General features: G+C 35.4%; 18 protein-coding genes. 14 read left to right on the forward strand and 4 right to left on the reverse strand.

The genetic code is table 11. From position 1 onward, the window contains the following. Positions 1-38 precede the first annotated feature (38 nt). Positions 39-914 carry a helix-turn-helix domain-containing protein gene (locus tag EKL95_RS03425; protein ID WP_126457725.1) on the reverse strand — a complete coding sequence of 292 codons (876 nt, stop codon included), beginning with the start codon at positions 912-914 and terminating at the stop codon, positions 39-41. 228 nt (positions 915-1,142) lie between these two features. Here EKL95_RS03425 and hemA point away from each other — a divergent pair, with 228 nt between their 5' ends. From hemA to EKL95_RS03495, 14 genes are all read left to right on the forward strand, one after another. Then, positions 1,143-2,399, forward strand: coding sequence for a glutamyl-tRNA reductase (gene hemA / locus EKL95_RS03430; protein ID WP_126452248.1), 1,257 nt, complete (start codon positions 1,143-1,145; stop codon positions 2,397-2,399). A 71-nt stretch (positions 2,400-2,470) separates the two neighbouring features. Beyond that, positions 2,471-3,391, forward strand: coding sequence for a hydroxymethylbilane synthase (gene hemC / locus EKL95_RS03435; RefSeq protein WP_126452246.1), 921 nt, complete (start codon positions 2,471-2,473; stop codon positions 3,389-3,391). After that, the gene (locus EKL95_RS03440) at positions 3,391-4,074 is read left to right on the forward strand and encodes a uroporphyrinogen-III synthase (protein ID WP_126457723.1); all 684 of its coding nucleotides are present in this window, start codon (positions 3,391-3,393) and stop codon (positions 4,072-4,074) included. The genes hemC and EKL95_RS03440 overlap by 1 nt, the downstream gene beginning before the upstream one ends. Before the next feature lie 22 nt (positions 4,075-4,096). After that, positions 4,097-5,122, forward strand: a complete 1,026-nt coding sequence (gene hemE, locus EKL95_RS03445) for a uroporphyrinogen decarboxylase (RefSeq protein WP_126452242.1) — start codon at positions 4,097-4,099, stop codon at positions 5,120-5,122. A gap of 97 nt (positions 5,123-5,219) precedes the next feature. Further along, the gene (locus tag EKL95_RS03450) at positions 5,220-6,659 is read left to right on the forward strand and encodes a hypothetical protein (RefSeq protein ID WP_126563549.1); all 1,440 of its coding nucleotides are present in this window, start codon (positions 5,220-5,222) and stop codon (positions 6,657-6,659) included. A 72-nt stretch (positions 6,660-6,731) separates the two neighbouring features. Beyond that, on the forward strand, positions 6,732-7,262 hold the full coding sequence (locus tag EKL95_RS03455) for a GNAT family N-acetyltransferase (RefSeq protein ID WP_126452238.1): 531 nt from the start codon (positions 6,732-6,734) through the stop codon (positions 7,260-7,262). Next, positions 7,259-8,161 (forward strand): oxygen-dependent coproporphyrinogen oxidase, encoded by a 903-nt coding sequence (gene hemF / locus EKL95_RS03460; RefSeq protein ID WP_126563550.1) that lies wholly within the window; start codon positions 7,259-7,261, stop codon positions 8,159-8,161. Before EKL95_RS03455 ends, hemF begins: the two co-directional genes overlap by 4 nt. Before the next feature lie 80 nt (positions 8,162-8,241). Beyond that, positions 8,242-9,234 carry a porphobilinogen synthase gene (hemB, locus tag EKL95_RS03465; protein WP_126563551.1) on the forward strand — a complete coding sequence of 331 codons (993 nt, stop codon included), beginning with the start codon at positions 8,242-8,244 and terminating at the stop codon, positions 9,232-9,234. Between the two features lie 2 nt (positions 9,235-9,236). Continuing rightward, a complete protein-coding gene (locus tag EKL95_RS03470; RefSeq protein ID WP_126563552.1) occupies positions 9,237-9,746 on the forward strand; it encodes a DinB family protein in 510 nt (169 codons plus the stop codon). Positions 9,747-9,784: 38 nt separating this feature from the next. Further along, positions 9,785-10,171, forward strand: a complete 387-nt coding sequence (locus EKL95_RS03475) for a c-type cytochrome (RefSeq protein WP_126563553.1) — start codon at positions 9,785-9,787, stop codon at positions 10,169-10,171. A 237-nt stretch (positions 10,172-10,408) separates the two neighbouring features. Beyond that, a complete protein-coding gene (locus tag EKL95_RS03480) occupies positions 10,409-10,879 on the forward strand; it encodes a methylated-DNA--[protein]-cysteine S-methyltransferase (protein WP_126457717.1) in 471 nt (156 codons plus the stop codon). Positions 10,880-10,951: 72 nt separating this feature from the next. After that, positions 10,952-11,665, forward strand: a complete 714-nt coding sequence (locus EKL95_RS03485; protein ID WP_126457716.1) for a 3'-5' exonuclease — start codon at positions 10,952-10,954, stop codon at positions 11,663-11,665. A gap of 123 nt (positions 11,666-11,788) precedes the next feature. After that, entirely contained in the window at positions 11,789-13,228 is a 1,440-nt protein-coding gene (locus EKL95_RS03490) for a nucleoside recognition domain-containing protein (RefSeq protein WP_126563554.1), read from the forward strand. A gap of 306 nt (positions 13,229-13,534) precedes the next feature. Next, positions 13,535-15,733, forward strand: coding sequence for a TonB-dependent receptor plug domain-containing protein (locus EKL95_RS03495; protein ID WP_158614841.1), 2,199 nt, complete (start codon positions 13,535-13,537; stop codon positions 15,731-15,733). Positions 15,734-15,806: 73 nt separating this feature from the next. Here EKL95_RS03495 and EKL95_RS03500 read toward each other — a convergent pair whose 3' ends face one another. The 3 genes from EKL95_RS03500 to EKL95_RS03510 form a co-directional block, all read right to left on the reverse strand. After that, entirely contained in the window at positions 15,807-16,466 is a 660-nt protein-coding gene (locus tag EKL95_RS03500) for a 3-oxoacid CoA-transferase subunit B (protein WP_126563556.1), read from the reverse strand. A 2-nt stretch (positions 16,467-16,468) separates the two neighbouring features. Next, the gene (locus tag EKL95_RS03505; protein WP_126561391.1) at positions 16,469-17,170 is read right to left on the reverse strand and encodes a CoA transferase subunit A; all 702 of its coding nucleotides are present in this window, start codon (positions 17,168-17,170) and stop codon (positions 16,469-16,471) included. Positions 17,171-17,358: 188 nt separating this feature from the next. Continuing rightward, a complete protein-coding gene (locus EKL95_RS03510) occupies positions 17,359-19,668 on the reverse strand; it encodes a penicillin-binding protein 1A (RefSeq protein ID WP_126561392.1) in 2,310 nt (769 codons plus the stop codon). Positions 19,669-19,677 lie beyond the last annotated feature (9 nt).

Genomic DNA, 19,677 nt, shown 5'->3' on the forward strand with positions numbered 1-19,677 from the left:
TATTTTTTATTTATTGTTTAATATATGAAATCAATTGTTTAGGACATATTTGGATTGATCGACATCAAGTATTTTTTGGGCGTAGTGGCAAATTTTTTCTTAAATGCCGCTATGAAATGGCTTCCGGTGCTGTAGCCAATTTTCAATCCTACTTCGTTTACATTATAGGAGCCGCTATCGAGTAATTTTCGAGCAAAATCCATTTTGTAGTCAAACAGAAAACCATAAACGGTATCGCCATAAATTTGTTTGAAACCCATTTTTAGTTTCTTTAGATTCAGCCCTATTTCATCCGCCAATTCCTGTAATCCGGGTGGTTCAGCCATATTGGCTATGATGATTTCTTTGGCTTTTTTAATTTTCATGACATTGTCCTCATCAATTAGAAACGGACATTGTTCTGCGTTTGGATCTTCAGTTCTATTGAAATACAAACTCAATAATTCGTATCCTTTGCCTTTGTAATACAAGTTTTTTATGGAGGGATGCAAGTTATAATGAAATAATTGCGATAAAACAATCGCCATCGAGGGACTGATATTACCTTCGTTATAATATTTTTTGTCCTTATTATCTGCGCTTAAAAAAGTAATATAATCGGCTTCGGTCGAAAATAAAGCATGGAATTTTTTGATAGAAATAATCACAGAGATTACCCAAGAATTAGGTGCTAACTCCAGATTTAAAGGCAGTTCTTTTTGTGGGTTGTACAGCAACAATGATTTTTCCTCTTTCAGTTCCAAAGCATAATTGCCTTGGTTGAAAATGAATTTCGCTTTTCCTTTGATTCCAAAATGAAACTGAATCAAACCGCTGCCCACTTCCCGTTGCGCATTAAAAGAATCGTTGCTGTCATTCTGAAAGCGAATGAGTGTGAAATCATCCTCAATTTTTATAATTTCCTGAGAACCCATAGCGATATTTTTTTTAAGTAAAAATGATATTCATCAAGTTATTTTATTTAGAACCACTTTAAATAAAGCAATTCAAACAACTTGAATTCATTACAAAAGTAGCCTTTTTTGCAGTATTCTGACCATTTGGAATTAAAAAATCACTGAGCGATACAAAAAGAACTTCTAGCGTTACTTTTATAAATACTATAGTGATAATTTTGCCTCACTTTTAGGAAAAGTGCAAATATGGAAAACAATAACACATCAAAGCATCATTATTTTTACTCCGTAGGATTAAGCTATAAAAAAGCAGATGCTGAGATTAGAGGAAAGTTTAGTTTAGATGCCGCAGCAAAAACGCGGGTTTTGGAACAAGCTAAGAATGAAGGAATAGAGAGTTTAATAGTTACTTCTACCTGCAACCGTACAGAGATTTACGGTTATGCGGAACATCCGTTTCAATTGATCAAATTAATCTGCGAGAACAGTCAAGGCTCAGTTGAAGCTTTTCAAAAAGTGGGTTTTGTCTATAAAAATCAAGAAGCCGTCAGCCACATGTTTCGTGTGGGAACGGGTTTAGACAGTCAGATTCTGGGTGATTTTGAAATTATTGCCCAAATAAGAAACTCATTTTCACAATCAAAATCATTGGGCTTAGCCAATGCTTTTATGGAACGATTGGTGAATGCGGTGATTCAAGCCAGTAAAAAAATAAAAACCGATACCGAAATTAGTTCTGGAGCTACTTCGGTTTCTTTTGCTGCGGTTCGTTATATTATTAACAATGTGCAAGACATTGGGAACAAAAATATTCTATTGTTTGGTACTGGAAAAATTGGTAGAAATACGTGTGAAAATTTAGTAAAACATACTAAAAACGAACACATTACACTTATCAATAGAACCAAAGAAAAAGCAGAGAAACTAGCCGGAAAACTGAATCTAATTGTGAAAGATTATTCGGAACTGCATTTGGAACTACAAAAAGCAGATGTTGTTGTGGTAGCTACCGGCGCACAGAATCCTACTATTGACAAAGCGATTCTGAATTTGAAAAAACCAATATTGATTTTGGATCTATCAATTCCTAAAAATGTAAATGAAAATGTCGAGGAATTAGAAGGTGTTACGCTGATTCACATGGATTATTTGTCACAATTAACAGATGAAACTTTAGAAAATAGAAAAAAACACATTCCCGCTGCTGAAGCCATCATTGAAGAAATCAAAGAAGAATTTACTACGTGGACCAAAGGCAGAAAATTTGCCCCTACTATCAATGCTTTGAAAGCAAAATTGAATGCGATAAAAACATCCGAATTGGATTTTCAAAGCAAGAAAATTTCAAATTTCAACGAAGAACAAGCAGAGATTATCAGCAACAGAATTATCCAAAAAATAACTACACATTTTGCCAACCATTTGAAAGATGATGATACGATGGTGGATGAAAGCATCGATTGGATTGAGAAAGTTTTCAAAATAGGAGCGACTACAAAATAAAATTTACACCATTAAGGAATTAAATTTCATTAAAATAAACCTTTAATTCCTCTTGGTTTGAAAAAATAAAAATGGCAAACAAAACAATACGCATAGGAACCCGAGACAGTGAACTCGCACTCTGGCAAGCCCATACCGTCGAAAAAAAACTAAATGATTTAGGCTATAAAACCGAAATTATAGCGGTAAAATCGCAAGGAGATATTATCCTTGACAAACCACTTTACGAATTAGGAATCACAGGCATTTTTACTAAAACACTTGATATTGCCATGATCAACGGTCAGGTTGATATTGCAGTGCATTCCATGAAAGATGTTCCTACGGCTTTGCCAATAGGAATTGTACAGGCGGCAGTTTTGGAAAGAGCCAATACGTTAGATATCCTAGTGTACAAAGGAACCCTTGATTTTCGTAATGGAGCAGGAACAATTGCCACAGGCAGTTTGCGTCGTCAGGCACAATGGCTCAATAAATACCCCAACCATAAAGTAGTTGATTTACGTGGAAACGTCAATACGAGAATGCAGAAATTGCAGGAAAGCGATTGGAACGGAGCCGTTTTTGCGGCAGCAGGTTTGGAAAGAATCAACTTGAAACCTTCTAATTATATCGACTTGGATTGGATGATTCCGGCGCCAGCTCAAGGCGCAATGGTGGTTGTTGCGATGGCAAAAGATGAATTTTGCAGAGAGGCCGTTTCTGAGTTAAATGATATTGATGCCGAGGTATGTACACACATTGAAAGACAGTTTCTGAAAACACTCGAAGGCGGTTGTACGGCACCAATTGGCGCTTTGGCAGTATTTACAGATGAGGAAATAGTATTCAAAGGCGTTTTGTTTTCAATTGATGGGAAACAAAAAATCGAAATAGAAAAAACCGTTCCGATGCAGGAATGGAAGAAATTAGGCTTTTATTGTGCCAAAGAAATTTTAGAAAATGGCGGAGCGGAATTGATGACAGCAATTAAAATTAATTTGAAGAAATAATGAGCCAAACAAGCATTTTATCCACCAAAACATTATCGGCAGAACAAAGGCAAGTATTTATTGATGCTAATTTTGATCTTTTGGAACAAGATTTCATCGAAATAAAAAACAACCTTTTCGAACTCAGTACCATCAACAACAACTTAATTTTTAGCAGCCAAAATGCGGTTTTAAGTTTGATAGAACAAAACGGTTGGGAAGTTTTAAAGACGAAACCTGTTTTTTGTGTAGGTATTAAAACCAAAGAATTACTGGAATTGCATGGCTTTACAGTCGATGTTTATTTAGATTATGCCTCTGAATTAGCTGAAATAATCACTTTAATTTACAATAAAGAAAGCTATACTTTTTTGAGCGGAAATTTGCGTAAAGAAACGTTGCCTGAAGCATTAAAAAGTGCCGGAATAATTTTTAATGAAATCGAAGTGTATCAAACAACACTAGCGCCTTTTAAAATATCAGACCAAGAAAATTTTGACGGAATTCTGTTTTTTAGCCCATCTGCCGTTGAAAGTTATTTGACAAATAATAAAATCAAGAATGAAGTTTGTTTTTGCGTAGGCACTACTACAGCAGCAGCATTAGAAACAAAGAAAATTAAAAACATAGTAATTCCCGAAACACCAACTATCGAAGCCGTGATTTTGGAAGTTATTGAATATTATACACCGGAAAGCATCTAGCAATCCGCTAAAATTTAAATACATGATCAAAAACGACCTATTTTTAAGAGCACTAAAAGGAGAAACAGTACAACGTCCGCCAGTTTGGATGATGCGTCAAGCCGGACGGTTTTTGCCGGAATTTATCGCATTGCGTGATAAATATGATTTTTTTACCCGTTGTCAGACTCCGGAATTAGCAGCCGAAATAACGATGATGCCGATTCGCAGAATTGCTCCGGATGCTGCCATTTTGTTTTCAGATATCTTGGTAATTCCGCAAGCCATGGGAATTGAAGTGTTGATGAAAGAAAATTTCGGTCCATTTTTACCAAATCCAATTCGTACGATTCAAGATGTGGAGAAAGTAATTGTTCCAGATGTACATGAAACATTAGGGTACGTTTTTGATGCTATTAAATTGACCAAAGAAATGTTGAATGATGAGGTGCCATTAATTGGTTTTGCAGGTTCACCTTGGACAATTATGTGTTACGCGGTGGAAGGGAAAGGTTCTAAAAGCTTTGATATGGCCAAAGGATTTTGTTTCGAACATCCAGAAGCTGCTCATGTTTTATTGCAAAAAATCACTGATACCACGATCTTATATTTGAAAGAAAAAGTGAAATCAGGAGTGGATGCTGTTCAAATTTTTGACTCTTGGGGCGGAATGTTATCGCCAGTTGATTATCAGGAATTCTCTTGGAAATATATCAATCAAATCATTGAAGCTTTGGCTGATGATGCACCGGTTATTGTTTTCGGAAAAGGATGTTGGTTTGCATTGAATGAAATGGGAAAAAGTAGGGCTTCGGCACTTGGTGTAGATTGGACGTGTTCTCCAAGAAATGCAAGATACTTGTCTGGCGGAAACATCACATTACAAGGAAATTTTGATCCTTCCAGATTGTTATCTCCAATTCCGGTTATCAAGAAAATGGTACATGAAATGATTGACGAATTCGGAAAAGACAAATACATCGTGAATTTAGGTCACGGAATTTTACCAAATATTCCTGTGGATCATGCGAAAGCGTTTATTGATGCGGTGAAGGAGTACGGGAAATAGTATACAGTAATTAGTGTTCAGTTTGCAGTCTTTACTACAAGGTTTTTTTAACCTTGTAGGGGTGTTTAATTATATGAAATTTTAAAAAACGTGGAAGATGAGAAAGCCCTTAATTATTGGAGATAAAACATACCAATTCAAAAAAGATGCAATTAGTCATTATCGAACGATTTTAAATTCTTATGACTTTGGACAATCTTTGAATGAGGAGGATTTCAACGATATAGTTGATTTGTTTTTATTGGAGGATGATAATAATTCAGAAACAGATTCAGAAACTACTAATATAAAAGAAACTTTTACTTTTGATAAAAATCATTTTTCTAATTATCAAATAGCAGTTTTAGAAAATGAAGATAAAAGATATATTAAGTGTCCGACAAGTAAAACTAAAATCATTAACTATGAAAATGTTGAACAATTAAGTAGAGATATACAGATTTTTAAAAATGAAAGGTATTTTTGTATTATCGATGGAGACTTTATTTTTGGAGACTTTATCGAAACTTTTTTGGTGTGTAGGAATATGAAAGCTAAAGAGTTAACTATTTCTACTTCATCTATGTCTCAACATAATGTTGACAGCCTTTATAGTTTATTGGAAGAGGGGTTCATTGAAAAATTAAATTTAATTGTATCCGACCGTTTTTTTACTTATGAAAGAGATAACCTCATAGAATATATTTATGAAACTTTAGATGTAGAAAAAAAGTTTCAATTATCCGTTTGCAATAATCAATCAAAGATAGTATTAATTCAAAGTGATGATAATGGAGGAAGAAAATACCTTATTCAAGGTTCTGCTAATTTGAATAGTTCTAATTGTATAGAACAATTTTCTATAGAAGAAAATGAAGAATTATTTGATTTCAATAAAATTGTCTTTGATGAAATAATAGAAAAGTTTAAAACTATAAATCATTTAAGGGACGTCGATTCTGACGAAGTTAGAGAAAATATAATTTTAGATGAAAGAGCAAGTTTTGATGAGTATTTTGAAAAGGAAATAGAAATAACTGATATTAAAGTTAGCCAAGTTCAATATGGCACAAAATGTTTTGAAATATTTTATGATGATTTGTCAAGCCATTACATTTCATATTTAATGATTTTAAACAAGACAAAATATAATCCAGAAACTTTGTTTTACAAAGCTTGTAGAAATGCTATTCAAAAAGATATGCTTTTAGTAAAACAAGATTTTTTCAATGCCAATTCCGTAAAAGGATATGTAAAATGTCAAGAAACAAATGAATTGTCAAAATGGGAAGATTTAGCGGTTGACCATAGACAGCCGAATACTTTCTCTGTAATACTTGATAGGTTTAAAGAAGTGAAAAATATCGACCTAGAAACAGTTGAATACACACTTGGAGAGAATAATTTTATTGTATTTAAAAATCAAGACTTAACTACTGAATTCATCAATTATCATAAAGATAAAGCTAATTTAAGAGTAATAAGAAAAGAATGCAACTTAAGTCGAACAGGAATGGGAAGGCTGAAAAGAAGTGCGAAAGATTTAACTATTAAATAATAAAGTCAGATAACAAAATAAAGAATACCTACAAGGTTAAAAAAACCTTTCAGGAAAGAAAAAATAAAACGAATGCATATAACAGAAAACTTCACCATAGACAAATTAAAACTAACAGATGCAAATCAGTTGTATCAATTTATGATTGACAATTATCAAAGATTACTCCTATTTTTCCCACTTACACTTTCAAGCAATTCAAGTATTGAAAAGACAAAAGAATATATTTCAATAAAGGAAAAGGAGATTCAGGAAAAATCAAATTTCACTTTAGCAATTCGAGAGAAAGATTCTCAAAATATTGCAGGATTAATTATTATTAAAAAAATTGATTGGGAGAAAAGAATAGCAGAGTTAGCATATTGTATTGGTTCAGAATATGAAGGAAGAGGCATGGTGTCATTTGCTGTAAAAGGAATTTCAAAGTATTCTTTTGATGAATTAGAGTTAAAAACTCTTCATATTATTTCTCATAAAACGAACCTTGGAAGTGTTAAAGTAGCTCAAAAATGCGGATTTGTATGGAGCGAAACATTAAAGAATGAGTTTACTCCAACAAATGGACTCCCGTTAGATATGGAATTATATGAACTAACAAGATGAAACAACAATTTTACTCCTACATACAAAACCTTCAAGACCAAATCTGTAAAGGATTGGAAGCAGTTGAAGGCCAAGCCAAATTTCGTGAAGATCTTTGGGAGCGTCCGGAAGGCGGAGGAGGAAGAACTCGTGTTATCGAAAATGGAAAAGTTTTCGAAAAAGGCGGAGTGAATATCTCAGCCGTTCATGGGAAATTACCAGAAGCCATGCAAAAAATGTTCAATGTGGGCGAAGCTGATTTTTTTGCCTGTGGACTAAGTTTGGTATTGCACCCAAAAAATCCAATGGTTCCTACGGTTCATGCCAATTGGCGTTATTTCGAAATGTACGATGATAACGGAAACGTGATTCAGCAATGGTTTGGTGGCGGACAAGATTTAACACCGTATTATCTGTTTGAAGAAGATGCAATTCATTTTCATCAAACCTGTAAAACCGCTTGTGACAAACACAATCCAGAGTTTTATCCAAAATACAAGAAACAATGTGATGCCTATTTTTGGAACGCGCATCGCAATGAAGCACGAGGAATAGGCGGCTTGTTTTTCGATTATTGCAAAGAAACGGAGACCATGACTATGGAGAACTGGTTCAATTACGTTTCGGAAGTCGGCAATAGTTTCCTTGAAGCGTATGTTCCAATTGTAGAAAAAAGAAAAGATTTACCCTATACGCCAGAAAATAGAACGTGGCAAGAAATACGCCGCGGTCGTTATGTCGAATTTAATTTGGTTCATGACAAAGGCACTTTATTTGGACTAAAAACCAACGGAAGAATCGAAAGTATCCTGATGAGTTTGCCACCAAATGTACAATGGGTGTACGACCATCATGCAGCAGCAGGAAGCGAAGAAGAGAAATTAGTTCACGTATTAGAAAACCCAAGAGATTGGCTTTAGATTTATTTTAAATTCTGAATTTTAAATTTTAAATGGGTTTAACTTTAAACTTTTAAACCTGAAACTTTAAACGAAAATATATGTTCCCATTACACAGAGGCAGAAGATTAAGAACAAACGAATCCATAAGGAGTTTAGTTCGTGAAACGAGTTTAAGTCCCTCGGATTTTATGTTTCCTATGTTTATAGCTGAAGGCGAAAATGTACAAGTAGAAATTTCTTCCATGCCGGGTATATTCCGTCGTTCGATAGATTTAACTGTAGAAGAAGTCAAAGAAATATTTGCATTGGGCATTCGTGCAGTAAATATTTATGTAAAAGTAAGTGAAAATTTAAAAGACAATACGGGACTGGAAGCGTGGAATCCAAACGGATTGATGCAAAATGCCATACGTGCCATCAAAGCTGCTTGTCCGGAAATGATTGTAATGCCTGATGTGGCTTTGGATCCTTATTCTATTTATGGACATGACGGAATCATTGCAAAAGGTGATATAGAAAACGATTCGACGAATGATGCTTTGGTAAAAATGGCTGTTTCTCATGCGCAGGCCGGAGCCGATTTTGTAGCGCCATCGGACATGATGGACGGACGTGTATTGCGTTTGCGCGAGGGTCTGGATACTGCCGGTTTTCATAACGTAGGTATTATGAGTTATTCGGCAAAATACGCATCTGCTTTTTACGGGCCGTTCCGTGACGCGTTAGACAGCGCTCCTGTTGACGCCACTGAAATTCCAAAAGATAAAAAAACATACCAAATGGATTATGCCAATCGCATTGAAGCCATCAAAGAAGCCTTGTGGGATGTAGAAGAAGGTGCCGATATGGTCATGGTAAAACCAGGGATTGCCTATTTAGACATCGTTCGAGAAGTGAAAAATGCGGTGAATGTTCCGGTAACCGTTTATCATGTTTCAGGGGAATACGCGATGATCAAAGCCGCTGCCGAAAGAGGTTGGTTAGACCACGATAAAATTATGATGGAGCAATTAATGTGTATCAAACGAGCGGGAGCCAGTTTGATTTCGACCTATTTTGCGAAAGAGGCTGCAATACTCCTTAACAAATAGAAATGAAAAAATGTTTAATAATAGTGGTTTTATTGCTTTCCAATAGCATTTTTGCACAAGCGGAAGTAGTTTCTACTTTCATAGAGAAATGGGATAATTCCAAAGATTATTTAGTGGCCGTTGCAGAAGCTATGCCGGAAGATAAATATGATTATAAACCCGCTGAACGTGAAATGTCCTTTAAAGAACAATTATTTCACATACAAGATAACATGAATTGGTTGGGCACAACTTATTTTTCGGAAGAGAAATATGTGAAAAAAGAAGCCGTAAAAGGGCTTTCAAAAGCACAAATAATCCAAGAGATAAAAACCTCTTTTGATGCAGCAAAAAGAGTTGTCCAAAAAACCAATGATGCTGAATTATCCCAAAAAGTTACTTTTTTTGCGGGTCAAAAATCAAAATTGCAAATACTTAATTTGATGCAAGACCATGTTACCCATCACAGAGCACAAATTTTAGTATATTTGAATCTGAATCAAATTCAGCCACCCAAATATATTGGATGGTAATTCTAGCCACTGAGCCACCTATAATTAAAGAAATTAACATGAGAAAGACATTATTTTTATTAGCCGTTTTAGCCTTAACTTCTTGTAAAAAAGAAGAAGCCAAAAAAGAACCTTTATACCCAACCACTACCGAAGAAATTGCTCAAACACCAGAGCAATTGGGAGAAGAAATTTTCAAAGGGAAAGGAAATTGTGTGGCCTGCCATCAGGTTGACAAAAAGGTTATAGGGCCTAGCCTGCAGGATATTGCTAAGATTTATAAAGATAAAAACGCAAGTATCGTAACGTTTTTGAAAGGCGAAGGCGAGCCTATTGTTGATCCTAGCCAGTATGAAGTGATGAAAACAAACTTCGTGGTTACCAAAGCCATGTCTGATGACGAATTGAAAGCCTTGGAAGCATACGTATATTCCAATTTGAAATAATCCTGGCGTTTTTCAGGAGCTACTCCCGCTATCCGCTGTATTCCCGATAAATAAAAACTACGGATAAAAAGCCTTGTTTTTCTAAATCGCGAGATGCCGCTGCTATCGGGGCTAAAATACAAGAACCATTCGTCTCTGCGAATGGTTTTTTTATGCTCAAAACACTTTAAGTGCATTTATTTCTGAACTTTATTACTTCTTTAGGAACAATGTGGGTATTTTTTTTATCTTTAAAATATGGAAACCGCATACATCAAAACGCCATTGGGAATTGCCAAAATCATAGGCGATGAAAGTGGAATATCACGAATTTCAGTCACCGAAGAAGGGTTGTGTTCAAATACAATTCAGGCTGTTTTACAACAAGCCGTTGTACAACTCAACGAATATTTTGAAGGCAAGAGAACCGATTTCGATTTTAAATTAAATCCAAAAGGGACTGAATTCCAACAAAAAGTCTGGAAATCTTTATTGGACATTCCTTATGGGAAAACGAGAACATATCTCGAACAATCCAAAATTTTGGGTGATGTCAAAGCCATTAGAGCCGTTGCATCTGCTAATGGGAAAAATCCACTTTGGATTGTCGTGCCCTGTCACAGAGTCATTGGAACAGATGGTTCACTAACAGGATATGCAGGCGGATTATGGCGAAAAAAATGGTTATTGGAACATGAGAATCCAACGACGCAACAAAGTTTGTTTTAGTTGTTGATGAATAAATTTGGTATATTCGTTTAAGAAAATCTGTAAAAATCCACGTAAGCTGCGTGCCATCAAATGATAGAAAAAATAAACCTCAATAACATTCTGTTTCTGGACATCGAAACCGTTCCGGAAGCCGAAGATTTCAATGCATTAGATTCTGAAATGCAAGATCTTTGGGAACATAAAACCCAATACCAGCGCAAAGACGAATATACTCCCGAGGATTTCTACGATCGTGCGGGAATTTGGGCCGAGTTTGGGAAAATCGTTTGTATCTCCGTGGGTTATTTTACTATCAAAGGCGATATTCGGAATTTTAGGGTGACTTCTTTTTTTGGTGAAGAAAAGAAACTATTGTTAGATTTTAATACTTTGCTGAATACTCATTTCAACCAGCCGCAACATGTTTTGTGTGGGCACAATGCCAAGGAATTCGATATTCCGTTCCTTGCCCGACGCATGATTATCAACCAAATCGCCATTCCAAACAAACTGAATTTATTTGGAAAAAAACCATGGGAAATCCCCCATTTGGATACCTTGGAATTGTGGAAATTTGGCGATTACAAGCATTTTACTTCTTTGAAATTGATGTGTAAAGTCCTTGGAATCCCTTCTCCAAAAGGCGATATCGACGGTAGCCAGGTAGGACATGTATTTTATGTAGACAAAGATATTGATCGTATTGTAACCTATTGTGAGAAAGACACGATCGCCGTGGCGCAGATTTTCTTGAGATTAAGACGGGAAGAATTATTGATTGAGGACGAAATAATTCATGTGTGATAATTTACCGCCAATTCGCAAATTGGATATTTTGCGAATCGAAATGTTTATTCCTGGTTTATTTTTATTAGCGAATTTGCGGTTAAACTTTTTAAATTTTTACATTTACAAAAATTATAGATTATGGTATTGAGTAGATTTTGGTTAGTCATTTTTATTTCAGCAATTGTATTTGTAGTGTTTAGTTTGTTTTCGGGAGACAGTTATACTATTGACCACGTTTTGAACGGAAAGAAAGATGATCCAATTCTGGTTTCGGAGAAATTTCCCGAAGAACTTCCTGCCTTTATTAAAGACAGCATCAAAAAAGCACCCGAACAAACCATGATAATTAATCGTGATACGCTAAATGCGGATACGACTTATGTTTATAAAAACAAAACCGTAAAAATATACAGTGGCGTTCAAAAATCAGATGGTTTACTGCCAACGTGCAAAAGTACTTTGCTTGATTTAGTCCTTCCGTTGATGGCTTACTTGGCCTTTTTCTGTGGATTAATGGAGCTTTTAATCATCTCCGGAGCTTCTGGAAAGTTAGCGAAAGCATTGAGTCCAGTTTTTGTAAAAGTGTTTCCTAGTATTCCTAAAAATCATCCTTCCATTTCCTATATGACCTTAAATTTTGCTGCTAATTTCTTAGGATTAGATTCTGCTGCAACTCCTTTTGGTCTAAAAGCCATGGAGAGTTTACAAGAGATAAATCCTGAGAAAGATAAGGCTAGTGATGCACAAATTATGTTCATGTGTTTGCATGCTTCAGGTCTTACTTTGATTGCAACCTCTATTATAGGGTATCGTGCTGCGGCTAATGCCAGCAATCCGGCGGATGTGATGTTACCTTGTATTATCACTTCTTTTATAGGAACTATTGCAGCATTTCTAATTGTTGGAGTGAAGCAAAAAATCAATTTCAAAAGTGCTTCTCTAGTGATTGTATTGATGGTTTTAATAGCTGCAATTGTTGGTTTGTTGATGTATGTGAACCATTTAGATTTAATCGGGAAAAACTATTTTACGGCTAATCTTTCTGCTTTAATATTAATTGGAATTATTGCTTTTACCCTGATTTTCTCCTTTATAAATGAGAAGAAGTTTACGGTCGCAAGTACTACAGTTTTTGATTCTTTTGTAGTAGGAGCAAACAATGGTGTGAAAACTGGAGTAACTATTTTTCCTTATGTATTGGGAATGTTGGTTGCCATTTCTTTATTTAGAAACAGTGGTTTATTTGAAATTATTAGCAATTGGATCGCTTTTATTTTCTCAAATATGGGTGTTAGCAAGCAAATCACGGATGCCTTACCAGTTGCGTTGCTTCGTCCCTTTAGTTCTGCAGGATCAAGAGGATTTTTGATTGACTCAATGAATACTTTTGGTGCTGATTCCTTAACGGCAAGATTGAGTAGTATTTTTCAATGTAGTGCCGAAAGTACTTTCTATGTGATAGCCGTTTATTTTGGTTCCGTAAATATTAAAAATACGCGTTATGCATTAGGAACGATGCTTATAGTCGATTTGATTTGTGTGATTACGGCTATTTTTGTGGCGACTTGGTTTTTCTAAAAGCTGAATTAAAAGCTGAATTTCCCTGTAAAAATCAAAAACAACTGATTATTTGAGATTTTTGTTTTGAGATTGAAATTACGACAAATGCTATTTTAAAAGTAAGTAAAAACGAATCTTTCTCTTTAATCACCTCTTACAAAAAAACAAAGTGAATTTTGGTTTTAAAATTGATTTTAAAATTGATATAATTAAAAATCATAATACTCAATTTAATTTAAAAACTAGATCCTTTATCTATTCACTATTAGATACTCCATGTTTTTTTTTGAAGTATCTATTTTAAACAAAATTAATTACACAAACATGAAAATAATAATAATCGTAATGGTTTGTATTTACTCTTTGTCGGGATTTTCCCAAACTAAAAAAGACATTATAAATTCAATAGGATTAGATGAAGTAGTTGTAAGTACACAACGATTTGCAAAACCAAAAAGAAAAATTACGCAACAAATTGAAAGTATTTCTAAAAAAGAAATCGAGTTTAATAACTTCCAGTCCAGTGCCGATGTGTTAGGGAATTCGGGGACTTTAGCAGTTCAAAAATCGCAACAGGGCGGCGGAAGCCCTGTTATTAGGGGTTTTGAATCCAGTAGAATTTTATTACTCGTTGATGGAATCCGAATGAATAACTTAATTTACAGAGCTGGACATTTGCAAAACATAATTACTGTTGATAAAAATATGCTTGAAAATGTAGACGTGCTTTTTGGACCATCATCTACTATTCACGGAAGTGATGCGCTTGGCGGAGCCATTTATTTACAAACTAAAATTGCAAAATTGCTTTCCGATACGGAAAACCAAAAGGTTAGCGGAACTGCTTTAACAAATTATAACTCTGCAAACCAAGGAAAATCAGGTCATTTAGATTTCAACTTTGCGGGTCAAAAATGGGGTTACTTAACTTCATTCTCCTATAATGATTATGGGGATTTAAAAATGGGAAAACATAAAAATGGTAGCAATGATTTTTTTGGAGAAAGACCTTTTTATGTGGTAACCAAAGATGGTATTGACATTAAAGTTACTAATGATGATAAATATGTGCAAAAATTTTCTGGATATAAACAATATGATTTTATGCAAAAAATTATTTTTCAGCAGAATATCAGCACACGACATAGTATAAATTTACAATTTTCTACCACATCAAACATTCCCAGATATGACAGGCTAACTGATTTGAGTTCAAACGGAAAATTTAAATCTGCAGTTTGGAATTATGGTCCACAAAAAAGGTTAATTTCTTCTTATAAATTAGACAAAAAGAAGGTATTCTTAAACAGTGATATGAATTTGGTTGCCAGTTATCAAAACATCGAAGAAAGTAGAATTACCCGTAATTTCGGCAATCCAACGCAAAGTTCAAGGATTGAAAAAGTTTCGATATTTGCCATCAATTCTGATTTTAAAACAAAAATAGGTAATGGTGATTTTATTTATGGCGCCGATGTTTATTATGATAATTTAAATTCTTTAGGAAATAAAAAAAATATTTTAACTAATGCTGAAAGCATTACTGATTCGCGTTATCCAGATGGAAAAAACAATACTTTTAGAGCCGAAGGTTTTGCATCCTACAGCAATGACATTAACAAAACAGCCTCGTGTAATGTAAGTGCTAGGGCTGGTTACACGACTTTGAATAGCGAAATTTTAACCAATTTTCTGAATTTACCTTATACTAGCGTATCACAAAAAAACTTTACCTATAGCGGTGCCGTTGGAATTGTAAATAATGCCAGCGAAAACACAAAAATAGGTTTTAATTTAGCTTCTGCATTTCGAGTTGCAAACATTGATGATTTAGCAAAAATATTCGAATCGGCAACAGGAACTTTAATTGTACCAAACAAAGATTTGAGGCCTGAAAAATCAGTAACGGCTGATTTGAGCATTACTTTTTGGGAAGGTAAGCGTTTTCAGTTTGAAAATATTTTTTATTACACAAGACTGTATGATGCAATAATAACGGGTTCTTTTACGTTAAACGGACAATCTTCGATTGTTTATGAAGGAAAAAACAGTCTCATTCTTGCCAATCAAAATCAAGGAAAAGGAAATATTAGCGGAATTTCCTCTACCTTAAGAAGTTATATCACAAAATCATTCTTGTTTTATGGCGTTTTCAATTTTACTCACGGTAGAGTCCAAAATGCGGGGGGTAATTTTCCTTTAGACCATGTTGCTCCATTTTATGGAAAAACAGGTTTTAAATATGAAAGTAAACTAGTAAATTTGGATTTATATATGTTGTATAATGGAAAAAAAGAGTTGAGCAATTACTCGCCTAGTGGAGAAGATAATTTGCAATATGCTCCAAAAAATGGAATGCCTTCTTGGGAAACCTATAATTTGAAAGGATCATTATCTTTAACGGAACAGTTCACTGTTTATTCCGGTATTGAAAATATTTTAGATATACAATACAGGACTTTTGCCTCTGGAATTAATGCTAGCGGAAGGAGTATTTACCTTGGAGGGAAATACAATTTTTAGAACCTAAATCACTAAATACAAAAAGCCCTAAATTTCATTAAATTGTGGTTTTTTTGTGTTTTTAAGACTCGGGCTACTCAATAACCATCTCCGGAATATCACCTTCAATAATTAAATCAGCTTCCGTAGAAGCGATGATATGCGCTACGGTTACACCCGGTGCGCGTTCCAATAATTTGAAACCTTGCGGCGTTACTTCTAAAACGGCTAGTTCAGTAACGACTTTTTTAACACAGCCAACACCTGTTAAAGGCAAGGTACATTTTTTAAGTATTTTAGATTCGCCAGCTTTGTTAACGTGCATCATGGCTACAATAATATTCTCGGCAGAAGCCACTAAATCCATTGCGCCACCCATTCCTTTGACCATTTTACCAGGAATTTTCCAGTTGGCAATATCACCATTTTCGGAAACTTCCATTGCACCAAGGATTGTTAAGTCAACATGTTGTCCACGAATCATTCCAAAACTGAATGACGAGTCGAAGAAACTTGCTCCAGGCAAAGTAGTTATGGTTTGTTTTCCGGCGTTGATTAAATCAGCGTCTTCATCGCCTTCTAAAGGGAATGGACCCATACCGAGAATTCCGTTTTCACTTTGAAATTCGACGTCAATTCCTTCTGGGACATAATTAGCAACTAATGTTGGAATCCCGATTCCGAGATTCACATAGTAGTTGTGTTTTAATTCTTTTGCAATGCGTTTTGCAATTTGATTTTTATCTAAAGCCATAATCAGAAAATTTTTCTCACGGTTCTTTGTTCAATTCTTTTTTCATATTTCACACCTTGAAAAATTCTATTTACAAGTATTCCTGGAATATGAATTTCGTTTGGATCTAAACTACCTACAGGCAATAATTCTTCTACTTCGGCGATAGTTATTTTTGCCGCTCCGGCCATACAAGGATTAAAGTTTCGTGCTGTTCCTTTGAAAACTAGGTTGCCGGCTTCATCACCTTTCCATGCTTTTACGATGGCAAAATCAGCTTTGAAAGCGTATTCCATAAGATGCATTTTTCCATTGAATTCCCGTGCTTCCTTCCCTTCGGCTACTTCAGTTCCATAACCGGCAGGGGTGAAAAAAGCTGGAATTCCTGCTTGTGCCGAACGACATCGTTCTGCAAGAGTTCCTTGCGGGATTAATTCTACATCGAGTTCTCCAGATAGCATTTGACTCTCAAATTCGGCATTTTCACCTACGTAAGAAGAAATCATTTTTTTGATTTGGCGTTTTTGCAAAAGCAATCCAAGGCCAAAATTATCTACTCCTGCATTGTTTGAGATACAGGTTAAATCCGTAGTTTCTTTTTTTACTAATTCGGCGATGGAATTTTCTGGAATACCGCATAATCCGAAACCGCCCAGCATGATGGTCATCCCGTTTTCAATTCCTTGAAGGGCTTCATGAACGTTATTTACTTTTTTGTTAATCATAAAATTGAATGCTAGTTGACGAATTTTAATTTAAAGAAGAACCCAATCTGTTTGTAGTATTAATAACAACAAGATTTAATTTTAAGAACGAATTGCCTAGCCCAGATAGAAGCGACATCCTTTTAGTCTCCTTCTTTAAGGAGACTAAAAGATATAGCGGATGGCTGGATTAGCTCCAGATGAAAATTTTACAATTCAAATTCATCGGTATTTTGTTCAATATTAGTGGTGTCTATTACTTTTGGAGCGGTGTAGCAGTCTACTTTTATGGATAGATTTGCGGGTCTTTCAAAGGATGCTTTGGATACTTTTAGAGCGGGATCTTCGTAACAAAGTTTCATAAAATAACCCCAAACCGGCAGTGCTGCTGTGGCACCTTGTCCGTAAGTTATGCTTTTGAAACGGGCAGAACGGTCCTCGCAACCCACCCAGACTCCAGTTACAAGATTAGGAACCATTCCCATAAACCATCCGTCAGATTGGTTTTGTGTAGTTCCTGTTTTACCTGCAATAGGATTTTTAAATTGATAGGGATATCCTGTCCAGCGTTTGTCTCCGTTTCCGCCGCCGGTGGTGCGCAAACGATCTCCGGACCCGCCTTCCGTAACGCCTTCTAATAATTTGATCACGGCATACGCGATGTCTTTGTTTAAAACATCATGTGATTCAGGGATGGGTTCGTAAATAATTACGCCACCTTTATCTTCGATTCGAGATATAAATTGGGGTTTCATATACACGCCTTGATTAGCAAAGGTGCTGTAAGCAGCAACCATATCTTCGACGGTTATTTCAACGGCTCCCAAAGCAATGGAAGGCTGAAGTGGAATCTCTGATTTGATGCCTAATTTATGGGCTAAATCGACTACAGCTGCCGGACCTACTCGGTCTATTAATTTTGCGGATATAATATTGATGGAATTTGCCAATCCTCGTTTTAGGGTTACCATTCCGCTGTATCTGTTGTTGGAGTTTTTTGGTTCCCAATCTTCGGTAACATTATGACGTCCTTTTCTAATCATAAAAGGGGAATCAATAATGGAATCACAAGGTGACATATTCAATTGCTCTATGGCTGTAGCATAAACAAAAGGCTTGAAAGTGGAACCAACTTGTCTGGCACCTTGCCCTACGTGATCGTATTGAAAATATTTATAATCGATACCCCCAACCCACGCTTTTATATTTCCCGTTTGAGGTTCCATCGCCATGAGTCCGGATTGTAAAAAATGTTTGTAATACCGAATGGAATCCAATGGCGTCATAATAGTGTCTTTTTCTCCCTTCCAAGAGAAGACTCTCATTTTAGTTTTTATGCTAAAGGATGCTATAATTTCTTCGTCCGTTTTTTCCAGTGATTTTAATACCGCCCATCTGTTCGAGGATTTCATGGCTTGGCTTAAAATGCGTTGTGTTTCTACAGAAGAGATGTTGACAAATGGCGCATTTTTATTTGTTTTGGATTGCTCGAAAAATTCTTCTTGAAGATTGGCCATGTGCTCCGTTACTGCTTTTTCAGCGTGCAGTTGCATTCTGGAATCAATGGTAGTATAGATTTTTAGGCCATCTTTGTAGATGTCATAATCTGAACCATCCGGTTTTTTATTTTCCTCCGCCCATTTTTTTAGGTAGTCTCTTAAATATTCTCTGAAATAGGTTGCTGTTCCGTCTTTGTGCGTTTGTAATTTGAACTTTAATGTGATTGGTAAAGCTTGCAGTCTTTCTTTTTCTTCTTTTGAAATTATTTTTCCTTTTTCTAATTGCAGAAGCACTACATTTCTTCGGTTTATCACTCCTTGTGGATTTCTCACAGGATTGTAAAGACCAGAATTTTTAAACATTCCCACTAATATTGCCGACTCGCTGATGGTTAAGTCCTTTGGTTCTTTAGAAAAATACGTTTTTGCGGCTGAACTAACTCCGACAGAATTGTTTCCAAAATCGTATACATTACAATACATGGCAATAATTTCATTTTTAGTGTATTGTCTTTCTAATCGGATGGCAATAATCCATTCTTTTATTTTTTGTACAATTCTAAAAGGCAGGAATTTAGATCCTTCTCCGTGAAATAATTGTTTGGCTAATTGCTGCGTCAAGGTACTGGCTCCTCCGCTGGTTCCTAAGCTCGAGATGGCTCTCAAAGTACCTCTTCCGTCAATGCCGGAATGCTCATAAAAACGAGCATCTTCCGTTGCGATTAGTGCTTGAACCAAATTTTTTGGCAAGTCAGAATACTTTAATTGAGATCTGTTTTTTTCGAAATATTTCCCTAAAACCACTCCGTCAGCGGATATGATCTCAGTCGCTAAATTAGAATCGGGATTTTCTAAATCTTCAAAAGAGGGCATCGAACCGAAGATTCCCCAGGAAGCAAACAGGAAAAATAAAGCAAGACTTCCTAACCCTACAAAGAATATTTTCCAAAAAATATTTTTGTAATGAGCCATGTCTTTGTCATTATCTTTAGCGGGACTGTTGTTTTTTTTGATAGCCATAATACTATT

This window comes from Flavobacterium sp. LB2P53 (genome assembly GCF_003970305.1).
Lineage (GTDB): Bacteria > Bacteroidota > Bacteroidia > Flavobacteriales > Flavobacteriaceae > Flavobacterium.